We start from the raw sequence: 16,268 nt of genomic DNA, 5'->3' as shown, positions 1-16,268 counted from the left end.
CAAGAAAATGCTCAGGAACGCAACGCTGGGGAGCGCTCGGAGGAGAGGGGCCGGGCCGCCCGCCGGCTCGGCACCGACGACGGCACCGGCACCCGCCAAGACCGCCTACACGACCGTCCTGACGGGTGCACGGGCAGGCGCGAAAAAGTTGCTGGCGCTGCTGCTGGCTGCCGCCGTCGCCCTCTCGCTGGGACTGGTCGGCAGCCAGCCCGCCGCGGCGGATACCGCTCCCGCGGATCCCGCCAGCCCCGCCACCCCGGTGACCGTCTCCGCCGACGGCCTGCCCACCGCCCAGATCAACGGCGTCGCCTGGGCCCAGGTCATTATCGGCAACACGGTGTTCGTCGGCGGCAATTTCACCGAGGCACGGCCCGCCAGCGCCGCTGCCGGCACCGGCACCGTCCCGCGGAACAACATCCTGGCCTACAACCTCACCACCGGTGAGCTGCTGAGCACGTTTGCGCCCAGCTTCAACGGCGAGGTGACGGCACTGGCAGCGTCCCCGGACGGGTCGCGGCTGTACGTCGGCGGCGCGTTTACCGCGTACAACGGCTCCACAGTGTGGCGGGCCGTCGCCCTGAACCCCGCTACCGGTGCCCTCATTACTAGCTTCCTGCCCCGCATGTCCGCGTCGGTCCGCTCGATCGTGGCAACGTCCACCACGGTGTACCTTGGCGGCCTGTTCAACGCCGTCGGCTCCGTGACCCGCGGCAATCTCGCCGCCGTGAGCGCCTCCAACGCCGCGCTCCTGCCCTGGAACCCGGTTGCCGCCGGCGGCCGGGTCAACGCACTCGCGCTCTCCCCGGACGGCGCCAGCATGGTGGTGGGCGGGGCCTTCACCTCCCTCAACGGCTCCAGCAACCCCGGCTACGGCGTGGCCAAGGTGGACACGGCCCTCGGCGCCGTCCAGCCCTTCCAGATCAACAACATCGCCCGCAACGGCGGCTCGACCGGCGCCATCACCACCCTCGCCACCGACGGCGTCAACGTCTACGGCGCCGGCTACACCTTTGGCCGCAGCAGCACGCTGGAAGGAATGTTCTCCGTCAAGTGGTCCGATGGCTCCACCACCTGGCTCGAGGACTGCCACGGCGACACGTATTCGATCCAGCCCCTGGGCGACGCGGTCTACCTGGCCGGGCACGCCCACTTCTGCGGCAACATCGGAGCCTTCCCGCAGGCCGAACCCTGGCAGTTCAACCGCGGCATCGCCTTCAGCAAGAAGGCCACCGGCACGGTGACCGCCGAAAGCCACGGGTACACCAACTTCGCCGGGAACCCGGCACCGTCGCTCCTGAACTGGTTCCCGATCCTGAACGCCGGCACCTTCACGGGGCAGGACCAGGGCGCCTGGTCGGTTACCGGCAACGCCGACTACATCGTGATGGCCGGCGAATTCACCACCATCAACAACCAGCCCCAGCAGGGACTGACCCGGTTCCCGCGCACCGGCCTCGCGCCGAACCTGCGCGGGCCGCGGCTGAGCGGCGTGAACTTCAACCCGACACTGTCCAGCCCGGCCGCCGGCACCGTGCGGGTCCGGTGGCAGGCCAACTGGGACCAGGACAACGAGAACCTCACCTATGAGGTGCGCCGCAACGGCGCCGTCATCTCCACCGTCAACCAGGCCTCCACCTTCTGGAACCGGCCCGGCATGACGTTCCTGGACTCAGGCCTGACCGCCGGCCAGAGTTACGGCTACCGCATCTTCGCCCGGGACCCCTTCGGCAACGAGGCCCGCAGCGAGACCGTCACCATCACGGTCCCCGGCTCCACCACGGCACCGGGGAGCTACGCCCAGCAGGTGCTGGCCGACAAGCCTGGCAACTACTGGCGCCTCGGCGAAACCGGCGGGGCCACCGGCGTGGACCTCGCCGGCAAGGACGATCTGATGGTCCGGCCCGGTGTCAGTTTCGGCGCCGCGGGTGCGATGACCGGGGACGCAGACAACGCCGCCGCCTTCAACGGCACCACCGACTCCGTGGCCAGCAGCCCGACGCTTTCGATGCGCCCCCAGGTCTTCAGTACCGAGGCCTGGTTCCGGACCGGCACCAACGTGGGCGGCGAGATCATCGGCTACGGCAATTCACAGACCGGACTTTCGGCCGACTTCGACCGCAACGTCTACATGGACAACGCCGGCCGGCTCTCCTTCGGTGTCCGTCCAACCGGCACCAGCGGGACCGCCTCCCGGATCACCGTCAGCACAACCAAGACGTTCAACGACAACCAGTGGCACCATGTCGTGGCGACCCTCGGCCCCAACGGGATGCAGCTGTTCCTCGACGGCGCCCTCGCGGCCGGGCGGACCGACACCACGTCCGCGTGGCCGATCGACGGTTTCTGGCGCATCGGCGGCGACAACCTGAGCGGCTGGCCCAACCGTCCGACCAGCCGCTACCTGAACGGCCAGATCGACGACGTCGCCATCTACCCGGCCGTGCTGCCGCTGTCGCGGGTGCAGGCGCACTTCGTGGCCTCGGGCCGCACGGTCAACGCCCCTCCCGCACCGCCCGTGGCCGGTTTCACCTCTGCGGCCAGTGGACTCACGGCATCGGTGGACGGGACCACGTCCGCGGACGCCAACGGACCCATCGCCACCTACGCCTGGGACTTCGGCGACGGCGGCACCGGCACCGGCGTGACTGCGCAGCACACGTATGCGGCAGGCGGCACCTACACGGTCAGGCTGACGGTGACGGACAACACCGGAAACACCGCGAGCGTCGGGCATCCCGTGACCGTGGTGGCCCCGCCGGCGAACGTGGCCCCGACCGCCGCGTTCACCTCGACCGCCGCCGACCTTGCCGCTTCCTTCAACGGCTCGGAATCAGCGGATTCGGACGGGACCATCACCGGCTATGCCTGGGACTTCGGTGACGCAAGCACCGGAACCGGGGCGACGGCGTCGCACACCTACGCCAGTGCCGGCAGCTACGCCGTCACCCTGACGGTGACCGACGACGACGGCGCCACGGGCACGCTCAGCCGCACGGTCACCGTCACGGCCCCGGCGGCCAACACCGTCGTCGCCGCGGACGCCTTCGGGCGGACGGTCACCGGAGGCTTCGGCACGGCGGACACCGGGGGAGCCTGGACGCTCTCAGGAGGCAACACCAACTTCGGAGTGAACAACGGCTCCGGTGCTGTGAGCCTCGGGGCCGCCGGAGCCAGCCGGAGCGCGTTCCTGAACTCGGTGTCCACCGCCGCCTTCGATGGAACCGTCACGGTCTCCGCCGACAAGATCGCCGACGGCGGCGGGATGTTCGCCTCCCTGCTCGGCAGGCGGGCGAACAACAACGACTACCGGGCCAAGATCAAGGTCGGGAGCAACGGTGCCGTCTCCCTGTACCTCACCCGGGTCATCAACAACGCCGAGACGACCATTGCCGGGCCCCTCGCGATTGCCGGCCTGACCATGGCACCGAACGATCCCGTGATCATCCGGCTCAGCCTGACCGGCACGGCACCGACGGCGCTCAGCGCGAAGGTCTGGCGGGCATCGGCAGCCGAACCGGCAGCGTGGCAGCTGAACGGCAGCGACTCGACGGCCGGGCTCCAGGTGGCCGGCGGCGCAGGACTCGTCGGTTACCTCTCGGGATCGTCCACCAACTTCCCGGTGGTGTTGCGTTTTGACACCCTCTCCGTGAAGATCCCGTAGGCCTAGGGCATTGGGGGAGGCCATGACGATGCCGGAGTCACTGCAGGGACCCGCGCCAGGAAAGGCGCGGGGCCGCGGCCCGGCCCCGCGACGGTTGCTGGAAAAGGTCGTGGCAGCCGTGGCGGCTTCGGCGCTCGCGCTGTCGCTGGGGCTGGCGGCAGTGGCCCCGGCGGGGGCGGACAGCGTCCCGCCGGGGCCGGCCGATCCCGCCAACCCGGCCACGGTGACGGCGGATGCACTGCCGACAGCCCAGATCGACGGCGTCGTCTGGCAGCAGGTGGTGGTCGGCAACACCGTCTACGCGGCGGGGAGCTTCGGCAGCGCCCGGCCGGCGGGCTCACCGGCCGGGACCAACACCGTGGTCCGCCGCAATATCCTGGCCTACAACCTCAGCACCGGCGAACTGCTTCCCTTTGCCCCCGTGCTGAACGCCCAGGCTTTCAGCATCGCCGCATCGCCAGACGGTTCGCGGATCTACGTCGGCGGTGATTTCACCACTGTCAACGGTGCGAACGTCTGGCGGGTCGCCGCCCTGGATCCCGGAACGGGGGCGCTCATTCCCTCCTTCCTGCCCAAGGTCGCCGCAAGCGTCCGGGCGATCGTGCCGACCGCCGGCACCGTCTACCTTGGCGGTCTGTTCACCGCGGTGGGATCAGCCGCGCGCAGCCGGCTGGCGGCCGTCCAGGCCACCAACGGCGGCCTCACAGCCTGGGCGCCCTCGGCGGAAGGCGGCCGGGTCAACGCCCTGGCCCTGTCCCCTGACGGCACCCGCATGGTGGTCGGTGGCGCCTTCACCACCCTCAACGGCTCCGCCAATCCCGGCTACGGGCTCGCCGCCGTGGACACCCTCAACGGCGGGCTCCTGCCCTGGGCCGTCAACGGGCGGGTGCGGGACGCGGGAGTCAACTCCGCCATCACGAGCCTGAGCGGCGACGCCGACAACGTCTACGCGACCGGCTACGTCTTTGGCACGGGCGGCAACCTCGAAGGGACGGTCGCCGCCGGCTGGAACGGCGGCCAGATCACCTGGATGGAAGACTGCCACGGCGACACCTACGCCGTCTATCCGGCCGGCGACGTCATCTACAAGGTGGGCCACGCCCACTACTGCGGCAACGTCGGCGGCTATCCGCAGACCGAACCCTGGAGCTTCCAACGCGGCATCGCGTTCAGCAAGGCCGCTACAGGCACCATCATCCGGGACCCGCTCGGCTACCCCAACTGGGCCGGACAGCCCTCACCCTCGCTGCTCAACTGGTTCCCGGCCCTCGACACCGGCACCTATACCGGACAGAACCAAGGCGCCTGGGCCGTCACCGGCAACGCACAATACGTGGTCCTGGGCGGGGAATTCACCACCGTCAACGGAGTACGCCAGCAGGGCCTCGTCCGGTTCACCGTCCGGGACAAAGCACCGAACGCGCGCGGCCCGGTCCTCAGCGGGGCCCGCAGCAACCCAACCCTGAGCTCGCCCGCAGCCGGGACGGTGCGGGTGCGCTGGCAGGCCAACCATGACCCGGACAATGTCCGGCTCACCTACCGCGTGATCCGGGACGGCATCACCGCCGCCCCTGTCTACACCGTCACGCAGGACAGCACGTTCTGGAAGCGGCCCGGCATGAGCTACGTCGATTCCGGGCTGGTGCCGGGCCAGACTTACAGATACCGGATCTTCGCCACGGACGCGCTCGGTAACGAGTCCCGGTCCGACACCGTCTCGATCACGGCCGCGGCCTCGACGCCAGCCAGCGGCTACGCCGACGCCGTCCAGGCTGACCGCCCCGGGAACTTCTGGCGCTTCAATGACACCTCCGGACCCACCCTGGTGGATTCCGCCGGCGCCGAGGACCTCGCAGCCGCTGCCGGAACCGGGCTGCGGGGCGACGGCGCCGTCGTCGGCGAAACCGCCGGCGCCGGAACCTTTGACGGCACCGTCAACGGAGTCGCCGCGGACAACGCGTTCCAGCGCGCGCCGGACGTTTTCACCGCGGAAGCGTGGGTCCGCACGAGCAGCACAACGGGCGGGAAAATCATCGGATTCGGCAACGTTGCCAGCGGCACGTCACGGGTCACTGACCGCAATGTCTACATGGACGACGCCGGCCGGATCTACTTTGGCCTCTGGAACGGGGCAGTCCGGAGCATCAACAGCGGCACGGGGTTCAACGACGGCCAGTGGCACCAGATCACCGCCACCCTCAGCGGCGGCGGCATGTTCCTCTACATCGACGGCGCCCGGGCAGCCTTCCGCACCGACGTCACCTCGGGCCGGGTCTTTGACGGGTACTGGCGGATCGGATCGGACCTGGTGGGCACCTGGCCCAGCCAGCCGAGCAGCGGCAGCCTCAAAGGCGACATCGACGAAGTCGCGCTCTATCCCGCCGCCCTCGGCCTCCAGCAGGTCCAAAACCACTACCGCGCCTCCGGCCGCACGCTCACCGTCCCGGCCACGCCGCCCACGGCAGCCTTCACCTCCTCGATCACCTACCTGAGCCTCAGCGCCGACGCCTCCGGCTCCTCGGACCCGAACGGACCCATCGCTTCCTACACCTGGGCGTACGGCGACGGAAGCACCGGCACGGGCGTCACCACCCAGCACGCCTACGCGGCTGCCGGGTCCTACACCGTCCGACTCACCGTGACCGACGGCGACGGCAACTCCACGAGCACCACCCGGACCATCACGGCCACGGCCCCGCCGGGGAACCAACCGCCCGCGGCGGCGTTCACGTCCACCACCAGCCAGCTGACTGTGAGCGTGGATGCGTCGACGTCCGCGGACCCCGACGGCACCATCGGCTCCTACGCCTGGGACTTCGGCGACTCGGCCACAGGAACGGGGAAAACCACATCCTACAGCTACGCAAGCGGCGGAACCTACCCGGTCACCCTGACGGTCACGGACAACGACGGGGCGTCCAGCACAAACACCGTGCAGGTCTCGGTGCAGCCAAACCAGCCCCCGGCCGCGCAGTTCACGGCCAAGGTCACCAACCGCACCGCAGCCTTCGACGCCGCCGGGACATTAGATCCGGACGGCACGATCGCCTCCTACGACTGGGACTTCGGCGACGCCTCCACTGGATCCGGCGTCGCCCCATCGCACACCTACGCCGCGGCCGGCAGCTACGTCGTCGTCCTGACAGTGCCGGACAACGACGGGGCCACCGGCACCGCCACGACGACGGTCACGGTCACAGACCCGCCGCCCAACTCGGCCATCGCCGCCGACGCCTTCGGGCGGACCGCGGCCCCGGGCTGGGGCACGGCGGATACCGGAGGGGCCTGGACAGCCGCCGGCACGGCGGGCAACTACGCCGTGGCGTCGGGGGTTGGCTCCATGACGCTGGGCACGGCCGGAGCCCAGCGCCTGGCCTACCTGTCCGGAGTCTCGGTCCCGGCCGCGGACGTCCGGGTCAAGACCTCGACGGACAAGGTCGCCAACGGCGGCGGCATGTTCCTCGGCATCATCGGGCGGAAGGCGGGGGCAGACGAGTACCGGGCCAAGCTCAAGATCTCCTCCACCGGGAGTACGAGCCTGTACCTGACCAAGCTCGTGGGCGGCACGGAAACCACGCTGCAGTCCGTCACGGTGCCCGGCCTGACCGTGGCCGCAGGAGACCAGCTCCGGCTGCGGATGACCGTGACCGGTGCGGCACCCGCCGCCCTCCAGGCGAAGGTCTGGCGCGATGGCGCCACCGAACCGGCATCCTGGCTCGTCACAGCCGGCGACGCCTCGGCTACGCTCCAGGGCGCCGGGTCGGTCGGGCTGATGTCCTTCCTGTGGAGCACCGCGGGCAACGCGCCGGTGCAGGCGAGGTTTGACGAATTCGATGTGCGGCCTACCTGAGGGCGGGCCGTTGAAGACTTGACCGCGGGACGGGCCGGGCTGAGGAGGGGTACCCGTCTTCCAGATGAAGGGATCATTCCATGACGTGGCGAACAGAAGCCGGAACCGGAAGCACTGCGGAGCCCGCAACCACTGCGCGGGCCCGCTCCTCCACAAGCCAGGGCACCCGCCGCGCCGCTGCCGTGGCGGGTGCCCTGGCCGCTGCGCTGGCCCTGTTCATAGCCGCGGCGCTCGTGTGGGCACCCGACGGCGTCACCGATTCCGCTCCCCTTGACCCAAACGACCCCAAGACCCCGGTGACCGTCACGGCAGACAGCCTCCCCACCGCCCAGCACGACGGCGTGGCGTGGCAAACGGCCGTGATCGGCAACACCGTCTATGTGGTCGGCAAGTTCGGCAACGCCCGGCCCTTCGGCGCCGCCCCCGGGACGCAGTTGACCGCCCGGGCCAACATCCTGGCTTTCGACATCACCACAGGGCGGCTCATTACCGGCTTCGCGCCCGTCCTCAATGCCCAGGCGCTCGCCGTCGCGCCATCGCCGGACGGATCCCGGCTGTACATCGGCGGGGATTTCACGTCCGTCAACGGCGTGCAGCGCCTGCGGGTCGCCGCGCTGGACCCCGCGACCGGAGCGCTGATCGGTTCGTTTGCGCCGAGGATGAACGCCTCCGTCCGGGCCATCGCGACATCGGGCGGGACCGTGTGGATGGGAGGCACCTTCACGGGCGTCGGAACCACGTCCCGCTCCCGGCTCGCGGCCGTCAGCGCCGCGGACGGAGCGCTGTTGCCGTGGGCGCCGGTTGCCGCGAGCGGCCGGGTCAACGCCCTGGCCCTTTCTCCCGAGGGCGCACGGGTGGTGGTCGGCGGCGCGTTCACCACGCTGAACAACTCGTCCCGCCCGGGCTACGGGCTCGGCATGGTGGACGCGCTCAGCGGCGCCAACCTGCCCCTGCAGGCCAACGACGTGGTCCGCGACGCGGGAACCGACTCGGCGGTTTTGTCGCTGTCCACGGACGGCACGAGCTTCTACGGCACCGGCTACATTTTCGGCACGGGCGGCAACCTGGAGGGCGCCTTCGCGGCCAACTGGTCCGACGGCCGGATCAAATGGGTAGAGGACTGCCATGGCGATTCCTACGGTGCCTTCGCCACTGACACCGCGGTCTATGTCGCCGGGCACCCGCACTACTGCGGCAACCTGGGTGGATTCCCCGAGGTCACCCCGCGCGTCTGGCACCGGGCGGTCGCCTTCGGCAAGGCCGCCACGGGGACCCTCGTGCGGGATCCCCTCGGCTACCCCTCCTTCACCGGGCAGCCTGCGCCGGCGCTGTTGAACTGGTTCCCGGACATGGACAACGGAACTGCCAGCGGCCAAAGCCAGGGCCCCTGGGCCGTGACCGGTAACAACACCTATGTGGTGATGGTGGGGGAGTTCCGCAACGTCAACCAGCAGCCGCAACAGGGCCTGGCCCGGTTTGCGCGCAGGGATGCGGCGCCCAACCTGCAGGGCCCGCGCGTCACCGGGGCCGCGTTCGTGCCCACCTTGTCCAGCCCCGCCGCCGGGCGGGTCCGGGTGCAGTGGCAGGCCAATTGGGACCGCGACAATTCGTTCCTGGCCTACAGTGTCCTGCGCGACGGAAACCCCGTCCCGGTGCATACCGTCTCCGCGCAGTCCACGTTCTGGCAACGCCCGGCCCTGGAGTTCAACGACGCCGGACTGGCCGCCGGTGCGCACAGCTACAGGATCGCCGCCCGGGATCCGCTGGGAAACACCGTCACGGGAGACAGTCGCAGCATCACCATCGCAGGCTCCTCCGGCACCGCGCCGACGGCTGCCTTCACGGCCGGCACCACGGGGCTGACGGTGAACGTCGACGCCGCCGCGTCCTCGGATCCCGGCGGCACCATCGCGGGCTACTCGTGGGCCTTCGGCGACGGCGGCACCGGCACCGGCGTCACGGCGTCGCACAGCTACGCGTCCGGCGGTACCTACACCGTGACACTGACCGTGACGGACAACAGCGGCGCCACCGGTACGGTCAGCCACGACGTCACCGTCAGTTCCGGCGGGGTCCTGGCGCAGGACGCCTTTGGCCGGACGCTGGCGTCCGGCTGGGGAACGGCGGACACCGGCGGAGCGTGGTCGCTGAACGGCTCGGCGTCGTTCTTCTCGGTCGGCGGAGGGCAAGGAACCATGAACCTGGCCGCAGGCCGGGGCCCGTCAGCATTCCTGCCGTCGGTCTCCACTGCCGCCAGCAACTCGCTCGTGACGGTATCGCTGGACAAGATCGGCAACGGAGGGGGCTCCTACCTCGGAGTGATCGGACGGCGCGTGGGAACCGCCGAGTACCGCGGCAAGGTCAAGGTGGCGGCCAACGGAGCCACCACGCTCCAGCTGACCCGCCTCGCCGGCGGTGCGGAGACCGTCCTCGGGCAGTTCACGCCGGGAATCACGCTCGCGGCCGGCCAGCAGCTGCAGCTGAGGGTGGAAGTCTCGGGAGCCTCGCCCACCACGCTCCGGGCGAAGACCTGGCGGACGGGAGCGGCGGAGCCTGGACCGTGGAGCGTCACGGCCACCGACTCTACCGCCGGCCTGCAGGGCGGGGGAGGCGTGGGCCTCCTGTCTTACCTGTCTAGCTCCGCGACCAACGCGCCGGTGCTGGCACGGTTCGACAACCTCGATGTGCGGCCCATCTGACGGGGCGAATGGAAGGTAAGACCAGAAAGGCCGGGAACGGGCAGCCGCAACCGGGCAAGTCACTCAAGTAACTCAAGGATTGGCGATGCTGAGCGAAGGAGGATTCTGATGTCCTGGAAGCCTGGGGGCGCGCCCGCGCTTCATGCCCACGGAGAACCGCCCCGGAGCGGTCCCCGTTTCCGTCGATGGCGGCGCGGATGGCCGGCTGCGGTCCGGGTCTGGAGGGCGGGTGCCAGTGCTGCGCTGGCCACAGCCCTGGCCTTTACGGCCGCCCCGGGCGCAACCGCGGACTCCGCGCCCGCCGACCCGAGCCTGCCCTCGAGCCCTGTGACGGTGACGGCGGATTCGCTGCCGACGGTCCAGGTGGACGGGGTGGTGTGGCAGCAGACCGTCATCGCGGACACGGTGTACGCCGTGGGTAAGTTCAGTACTGCCCGCCCCGCCGGCGCCCCGGCCGGCACGCAGACGACGGCCCGGAAAAACATCCTGGCGTTCAGCCTGACCACGGGAAAGCTCATCACCAGCTTTACGGCGTCCCTCAATGCCCAGGCCCTGGCCGTGACGGCGTCCCCGGACCACAAACGGCTCTATGTGGGCGGCGACTTCACCCAGGTCAACGGCCACGCCGTGCGGAAGGTTGCGGCCCTCGACCCGGCGACCGGGGCCCTCATTCCCGGCTGGGCCCCGCCTATGTCGGGCTCCGTCCGCGCGATCGTGGCCACGCCGGCCACGGTCTACCTAGGCGGCTCGTTCACCGCGGTCGGATCCGCCGTGAGATCGAGGCTGGCGGCGGTCCGCGCTTCCGACGGCGGCCTGCTGGCGTGGAAGCCTGCGGCCGGCGGGGGACGGGTTAATGCCTTGGTCCTGGCTCCCGACCGCAGCAGGGTGGTTGTCGGCGGGGCCTTCACCACGCTCAACGGCAGCAGCGAGCCGGGCTTTGGCCTGGGCGCCGTGGACCCGGTCGGCGGTAAGAACCTGCCAACGCCGGCCAACGAAGTGGTGCGCAACGCCGGCACCTACGCGGCCATCACGTCACTCTCGAGCGACGGGACCAGCTGGTACGGGACGGCGTTCATCCTCATTGACAGCGGCGGCACCGGGAACCTCGAGGGATCCTTCGCCGCGAACTGGTCCAACCTCGCCATCAAGTGGATCGATGACTGCCGGGGCGACTCTTACAGCACCTTTGCCAGCAGCACCGCGGTGTACAAGGCGGGGCACTCCCATGACTGCGGGAAGATCGACGGTTTCCCAGAAACCGACCCCCGGTCCTGGCACCGGGCGCTCGCCTACAGCAAGGCGGCGACGGGGACCCTGACCCGGCCCAGTTCACGTCTTCCGAGCTTCACCGGCCAGCCCATGCCGACGCTGCTCGTGTGGTTCCCGGATATGGACACCGGGACGGCCACGGGCCAGAACCAGGGGCCGTGGACCGTTGCCGGAAATGATCAGTACGTGGTGATGGGCGGCGAATTCCTAAACGTCAACCTGCGCGGGCAGCAGGGGCTTGCACGCTTTGCCGTAACCAGCATCGCCCCGAACAAGGAGGGGCCGAGGTCCTCGGCCGCGTCCACAAACCCCGTGCTGGCATCGCCCTCATCCGGCACGATCAGCATCAGCTGGCAGGCCAACTGGGACCGTGACAACTCCAGGCTGAACTACAAGCTGTACCGGGACGGGAAGATCATCAGCACCCGCTGGGTCTCGTCCAGGTTCTGGTACCGTCCCACGATGCAGCACGTCGACTCCGTGCCGTCCGGAACCACCCATGAATACAAGATTGTGGCCAACGATTCGTTCGGCAACGCCAAGACGTCCGCCACCGTGAGCCTGAAAGCCAGATGACACACAAAACGGGCCGGATCTTATCCGGATCCGGCCCGTCAGGACCCGCTCATGGATCCTAGTAGTTGTAGCGGATGCCGCCGGTCTTGCCTTCCACCAGCAGGGCCTGGGTGTCGGCCCAGCGGTTGCTGGTGGTCAGGCCGGCCACGGTACTGGCGGCGCGGTTGATAACCCGGACGGGGTACTTCGAGCCGTTGCCGAAATCGAACTGGTTGCGGCCGAGCTTGTTGTTCGAGACCGTGACCGTGATGTTCGAGTACTTGCCGTTGTCGATATTGATGGACGATTGGCCGTCATCCACCCAGTTCTTGTCGACCACTACGTTGGCGAGCTTGGCAACGTTCTGCTGCAGCATGATGCCTATGCCCGCGTGGGTGCCGCGCGGGTTCGGCGCGCTGCCGGTGCCCGGCGTGGAGTTGGCCACGATGTTGTTGCCGACGATGCGGATGTTCTGGCCGCCCTGGACCTGGATGCCGTCATTGTGCGTGCCGTCGCTGTGGGCAGGGTCGTAGGACCAGTAGGTCAGCCCGTGGATGTAGTTGGCTTCGGCCGTGACGTTGGCAGTCACCGGGCCACCCGGGCGGTTGAAAATGCCCAGGCCATCGTTGGAGCGCTGGATGTGGTTCCGCCGCGCGGTGTAGTCGTGGCCGACGATGCCGTCGCGGTAGTAGGACGGCCTGTCCGGGACGATCGTGCTGTCCTGGACCACCAGGTTGACCACGGCGGCGTTGTTGGCGTCGACGACGCCGGTGTTGGACCTCGGGATCGCCTTGCCGCCGTGCAGCCGGCTGTTCTTGATGACCACGTTCTTGGCCCGGACCTTGATGTCGCCATAGATGTCCAGCCCGTCCAGGACCGTGCCGTCCCTGGTGATGACGAGGTCCGCACCCGAGGTGTTGTACGGCTTCAGGGCCGTTCCGGCCGGAACACCGGTGGTGGACGCGCTCGGCTTGTAGGACCCAACCGTCAGCGCTGCGGGCGCCATTGCGGGCGCAGCCTGGACGGCCGGTGCCGCGGACAGGGCGAGGGCAGTGATTGTCACTGCCGCAGCGCCCGCGGCATACGTTGCGCGGACGTTCTTGCGCTGGACTTTCTTCGTGCCAATGGCCATAGTGTCAAACCTCTTTTGTCTTACTCTCCGGGCACGGGGAATCGCAAGGACATAGCGGAACTGGCGGGAGGCCCGCGCGGGGCCTGTCTGCCGGCGGCGTGGAGACCGCGCCGGTATGTTGCTTGGTGCATGGTCAGCGCAAGTTGTGTTCTTGAGGCCCAGGTGACTGAGACCTGGGCGAGGCGTGGGCGGACCCGTGGCCCTTGCGACTGACTTCCCGGGAGGCGTTCCCCGACCCCGGCTTCTGTGCAGACACGCTAGTCGAGGTGCCCGGCAGGTTGCAAATTGGTAACGACGGGGCGTGTCGAATATCAGCTTGATCGCGCCCGGGCGTGTCGCTTGTATTAGCTGCAAAATTTCCCTCGTATCCAACCTGCCGCGGCGACGCCTCAGAGACGGTGAACTGCAGCAAAACTATTTTCGGCGGTACTCGCTGTAAACATAGCCAAAGGCGCCGGATGCCATACCCAGGCCCCGGGCGGCGGCCCGCATTCCCTGCGCCTGTTGCCGCACTGAGCCGCTGATGAGTCCCGCTGCCAGGCGCGCCGACCCGCCGACGAACCGGACTGATCCGGATCCCAGGGAAGCGCCCCTGGCCCCCAGCCGGGCCGCCATGCCTGCGGCGAGTTCCAGGTCGACACGCGCCGCGGAGTTCCCGCTGCGAAGGGCGCGGCGCAAGACCCACCTGCGGGTGAGCCGCGAGGCCGGAACCCGGTCCACCACCACGGCCTCATCGCACCACAGCATGGATCCGCCGCGCTGGACGAGTCGCCGGGTGAACAGCGTGTCCGATCCTCCGCTGAGACCGAAGCGTTCATCAAACGCGAGCCGCAAGGCGCGGACCTGCCGCAGGTCCAGGAGCAGGTTATTCGTCGCCGCCACGTCCAGCCGGGTCCCGGTGGGGAGCCTGCGGCGGTGGAAGAACCTGCCGGCCTCGATCCAGGGCTCCGGCGCGTGTTCGTATTCGCTGATGACCGGACCCACGACGGCGGCGGCGCCGCTGGAGCGCTGCAGGCCCACCAGCTGCGCCAGCCACTGCTCCGAGGGCACTTCGTCGTCGTCGATGAAGACGAGCAGCGCGCTTGATGCCGCCTCGTGCAGGGCGCGGTTCCGCGCCGCCGCGATGCCGGGCTTCGGCTCGTGGACGTACCGGACCAGCCCCGGCCGGAGAGTGCCGGCGAGCCGTTCCACGGTGGGGCGGGCGCTCGCCTCGGGGTCGTTGTCGATCACGAGCACGGTGGCCTGCGGATTTTCGGGCCCGTCTGGGCCTCCCTGTCCCGGTGAGACCAGGACTGTACCGGCCTGGGCCGCCAGCCGCGGCAGCGCCAGGGCGATGTCATCGGGCCGGCGGTAGGTCAGCACCGCAACGACGAGGCCGTCCGCCGGGATTCTGACGGCGAGTTCGTCGCCCGAGGGGCGAACGCTGGGGTGTGTGATGTCAGTCATTCTGACCTCTTGTCGTTGTAGGGGCTTGCCGCGGGGCAGGCCGTCCAATGAATGCCCGCGCCTGTTCGAGATAGCCCGAGAGCATGCGCCGGTGGAAAACCCGCAGCGCGGCGAGGGTGAGGGCTGCAAAGAGCCCCAGCCCGCCGAACAGGTGCCACGGGCCGTGTGCGGTGGCCAGGGACAGCGCCCCGTATCCGGCCGCACCCCAGGCTGCGGCGTGGACAGCGGGGAAGATTGCCGCCAGCTGGGACATCGTCGTCACACCTGTCAGCCGGGACTGGATGCGCAGGAGCACGGGCGTGAGGATAAAGCCGGCAGCGCAGTATCCGACGGCGACGCCGAAGACGCCGAACTGGAGTCCGATCACGATACCGCCAACCTGCACAACGGCGGCCAGGATCTCGTACCTCACGATCAACCCGCTCTGCCCCAGACCCTTCATCAGGGAGGGCGTGACGTAGAAAACGGTTTCGCGTGCGCCCCCGATGGCGAGCACACTTACCAGCCCGGCCGCGGGCAGCCACTCGGGGCCCAGAACCAGGCCCACGAGCTCGGGGGCGGCGCATGCCACAAAGACCATCAGCGGAACAGCGGAGATCGCCAGCAGCCTCGTCGCGGAGACAAGGATTGCGGCCACTGTCTCCGGGCTGCCGGCCGCGCGGGAAAACGCGGGAAACATGACCCGGTTGACGGTCTGGCCAATCAACTGGACCGGGATGACGAGGATACGGTAGGCCATCCCGTAAAGGGAGAGTGCGGCGACGCCGAGCACCCGGCCCACGAGGATGTTGTCCAGGTTCCGGGAGAAGTAGGCCAGACAGTCGGTGGCAAAGACGCTGAAGCTGAATCGGAACAGCGGCGCGATGGTCCGGAAGGCAAAATTGGGGACGGGACCCCGGCTCGCTGCCAGCAACAACGCGCTGCAGACGACGTCAGTGGCGACCACCTGGTAGACCATGGACCACGGTCCGGCGCCGGCAAGCGCAGCGCCGATCCCGGCCGCGCTGCCCGCGGCTGCCGCCGCAATGTCCGCTGCGCCGACCCTGTGGAGGGCCAGGTTCCGGGACAGCATGGCCCGCGGTGTGATGGCCAGGGCTTTGACTGGGATCGCCAGAGCCAGCAGCCTAAGGATCGGCTCAAGCTCAGCCACGCCGAAGAACTGCGCAATCCAGGGAGCGGCGCACCAGGTCACCACCGCGAGTAGGGCCGCCACCAGGATGTTTAGCATGGCTGTGGCACCTGCCAGGCGGCGGGTCACGTCCGGCCGCTGGACGAGCGCCGCGGAGAGGCCCTGGTCCAACAGCAGCGCCACCAGGTTGATGTACACGGTGGCCGCCGCGATGACTCCATAGCTCTGCGGCCCCAGGAGGCGGGCCAGAACCACGGCGCAGAGCATTTGGAATCCCTGCCGGGCCAGCACTGCCCCGAAGCTCCACCGGACGCCTCGCGCCGTTTTGGCTGGTGCGGCCGGTACGGAGGCCGCACGGGGGGCAGGGCTGCCGTTCACAAAAGCCTGCCCGCAGCCTGCGCCAGATGCCCGGTCATGAGGGTCCCGTAGCGTTCCGGACTGTGCCTGCGGCCGGCTTCGGCGGCGTCGAGCCTTGCACTGGACTGGTAGTGGTGCCATTGGCCGGCGACGCGGGCGAGCGCCTCGGC

Annotated in this window: 7 protein-coding genes; 4 read left to right on the top strand and 3 right to left on the bottom strand. The window is 69.3% G+C overall.

Features of this window, described 5'->3' with window-relative positions; all coding sequences use genetic code 11:
* The first annotated feature begins 7 nt into the window (after positions 1–7).
* From AC1D2F_RS08190 to AC1D2F_RS08175, 4 genes are all read left to right on the top strand, one after another.
* Positions 8–3,661 carry a PKD domain-containing protein gene (locus AC1D2F_RS08190; RefSeq protein WP_476966529.1) on the top strand — a complete coding sequence of 1,218 codons (3,654 nt, stop codon included), beginning with the start codon at positions 8–10 and terminating at the stop codon, positions 3,659–3,661.
* Between the two features lie 22 nt (positions 3,662–3,683).
* Positions 3,684–7,511 carry a PKD domain-containing protein gene (locus tag AC1D2F_RS08185; RefSeq protein ID WP_476966528.1) on the top strand — a complete coding sequence of 1,276 codons (3,828 nt, stop codon included), beginning with the start codon at positions 3,684–3,686 and terminating at the stop codon, positions 7,509–7,511.
* Positions 7,512–7,591: 80 nt separating this feature from the next.
* The gene (locus AC1D2F_RS08180; RefSeq protein ID WP_229993198.1) at positions 7,592–10,210 is read left to right on the top strand and encodes a PKD domain-containing protein; all 2,619 of its coding nucleotides are present in this window, start codon (positions 7,592–7,594) and stop codon (positions 10,208–10,210) included.
* A 108-nt stretch (positions 10,211–10,318) separates the two neighbouring features.
* Positions 10,319–12,055, top strand: coding sequence for a hypothetical protein (locus tag AC1D2F_RS08175; protein WP_229993199.1), 1,737 nt, complete (start codon positions 10,319–10,321; stop codon positions 12,053–12,055).
* Between the two features lie 58 nt (positions 12,056–12,113).
* Here AC1D2F_RS08175 and AC1D2F_RS08170 read toward each other — a convergent pair whose 3' ends face one another.
* The 3 genes from AC1D2F_RS08170 to AC1D2F_RS08160 all read right to left on the bottom strand — a co-directional run bounded on the left by AC1D2F_RS08170 (position 12,114) and on the right by AC1D2F_RS08160 (position 16,239).
* The gene (locus AC1D2F_RS08170) at positions 12,114–13,166 is read right to left on the bottom strand and encodes a hypothetical protein (RefSeq protein ID WP_229993200.1); all 1,053 of its coding nucleotides are present in this window, start codon (positions 13,164–13,166) and stop codon (positions 12,114–12,116) included.
* A gap of 414 nt (positions 13,167–13,580) precedes the next feature.
* Positions 13,581–14,612: a glycosyltransferase family 2 protein gene (locus tag AC1D2F_RS08165; RefSeq protein ID WP_476966527.1), complete on the bottom strand. Its 1,032-nt coding sequence runs from the start codon at positions 14,610–14,612 to the stop codon at positions 13,581–13,583.
* Positions 14,605–16,239 (bottom strand): lipopolysaccharide biosynthesis protein, encoded by a 1,635-nt coding sequence (locus AC1D2F_RS08160; protein ID WP_476966526.1) that lies wholly within the window; start codon positions 16,237–16,239, stop codon positions 14,605–14,607. The genes AC1D2F_RS08165 and AC1D2F_RS08160 overlap by 8 nt, the downstream gene beginning before the upstream one ends.
* Positions 16,240–16,268 lie beyond the last annotated feature (29 nt).

The organism is Arthrobacter sp. P1_B3, assembly GCF_056406615.1.
The sequence above is the reverse complement of the archived record's forward strand: the minus strand, read 5'-3'. Positions and strand labels throughout refer to the sequence as shown.

Excerpts from the sequence above, each read along its gene's own strand:
- AC1D2F_RS08190 (WP_476966529.1), top strand. The coding sequence starts at position 8 with ATGCTCAGGAACGCAACGCTGGGGAGCGCTCGGAGGAGAGGGGCCGGG.
- AC1D2F_RS08185 (WP_476966528.1), top strand. The coding sequence starts at position 3,684 with ATGACGATGCCGGAGTCACTGCAGGGACCCGCGCCAGGAAAGGCGCGG.
- AC1D2F_RS08180 (WP_229993198.1), top strand. The coding sequence starts at position 7,592 with ATGACGTGGCGAACAGAAGCCGGAACCGGAAGCACTGCGGAGCCCGCA.
- AC1D2F_RS08175 (WP_229993199.1), top strand. The coding sequence starts at position 10,319 with ATGTCCTGGAAGCCTGGGGGCGCGCCCGCGCTTCATGCCCACGGAGAA.
- AC1D2F_RS08170 (WP_229993200.1), bottom strand. The coding sequence starts at position 13,166 with ATGGCCATTGGCACGAAGAAAGTCCAGCGCAAGAACGTCCGCGCAACG.
- AC1D2F_RS08165 (WP_476966527.1), bottom strand. The coding sequence starts at position 14,612 with ATGACTGACATCACACACCCCAGCGTTCGCCCCTCGGGCGACGAACTC.
- AC1D2F_RS08160 (WP_476966526.1), bottom strand. The coding sequence starts at position 16,239 with ATGGCACCACTACCAGTCCAGTGCAAGGCTCGACGCCGCCGAAGCCGG.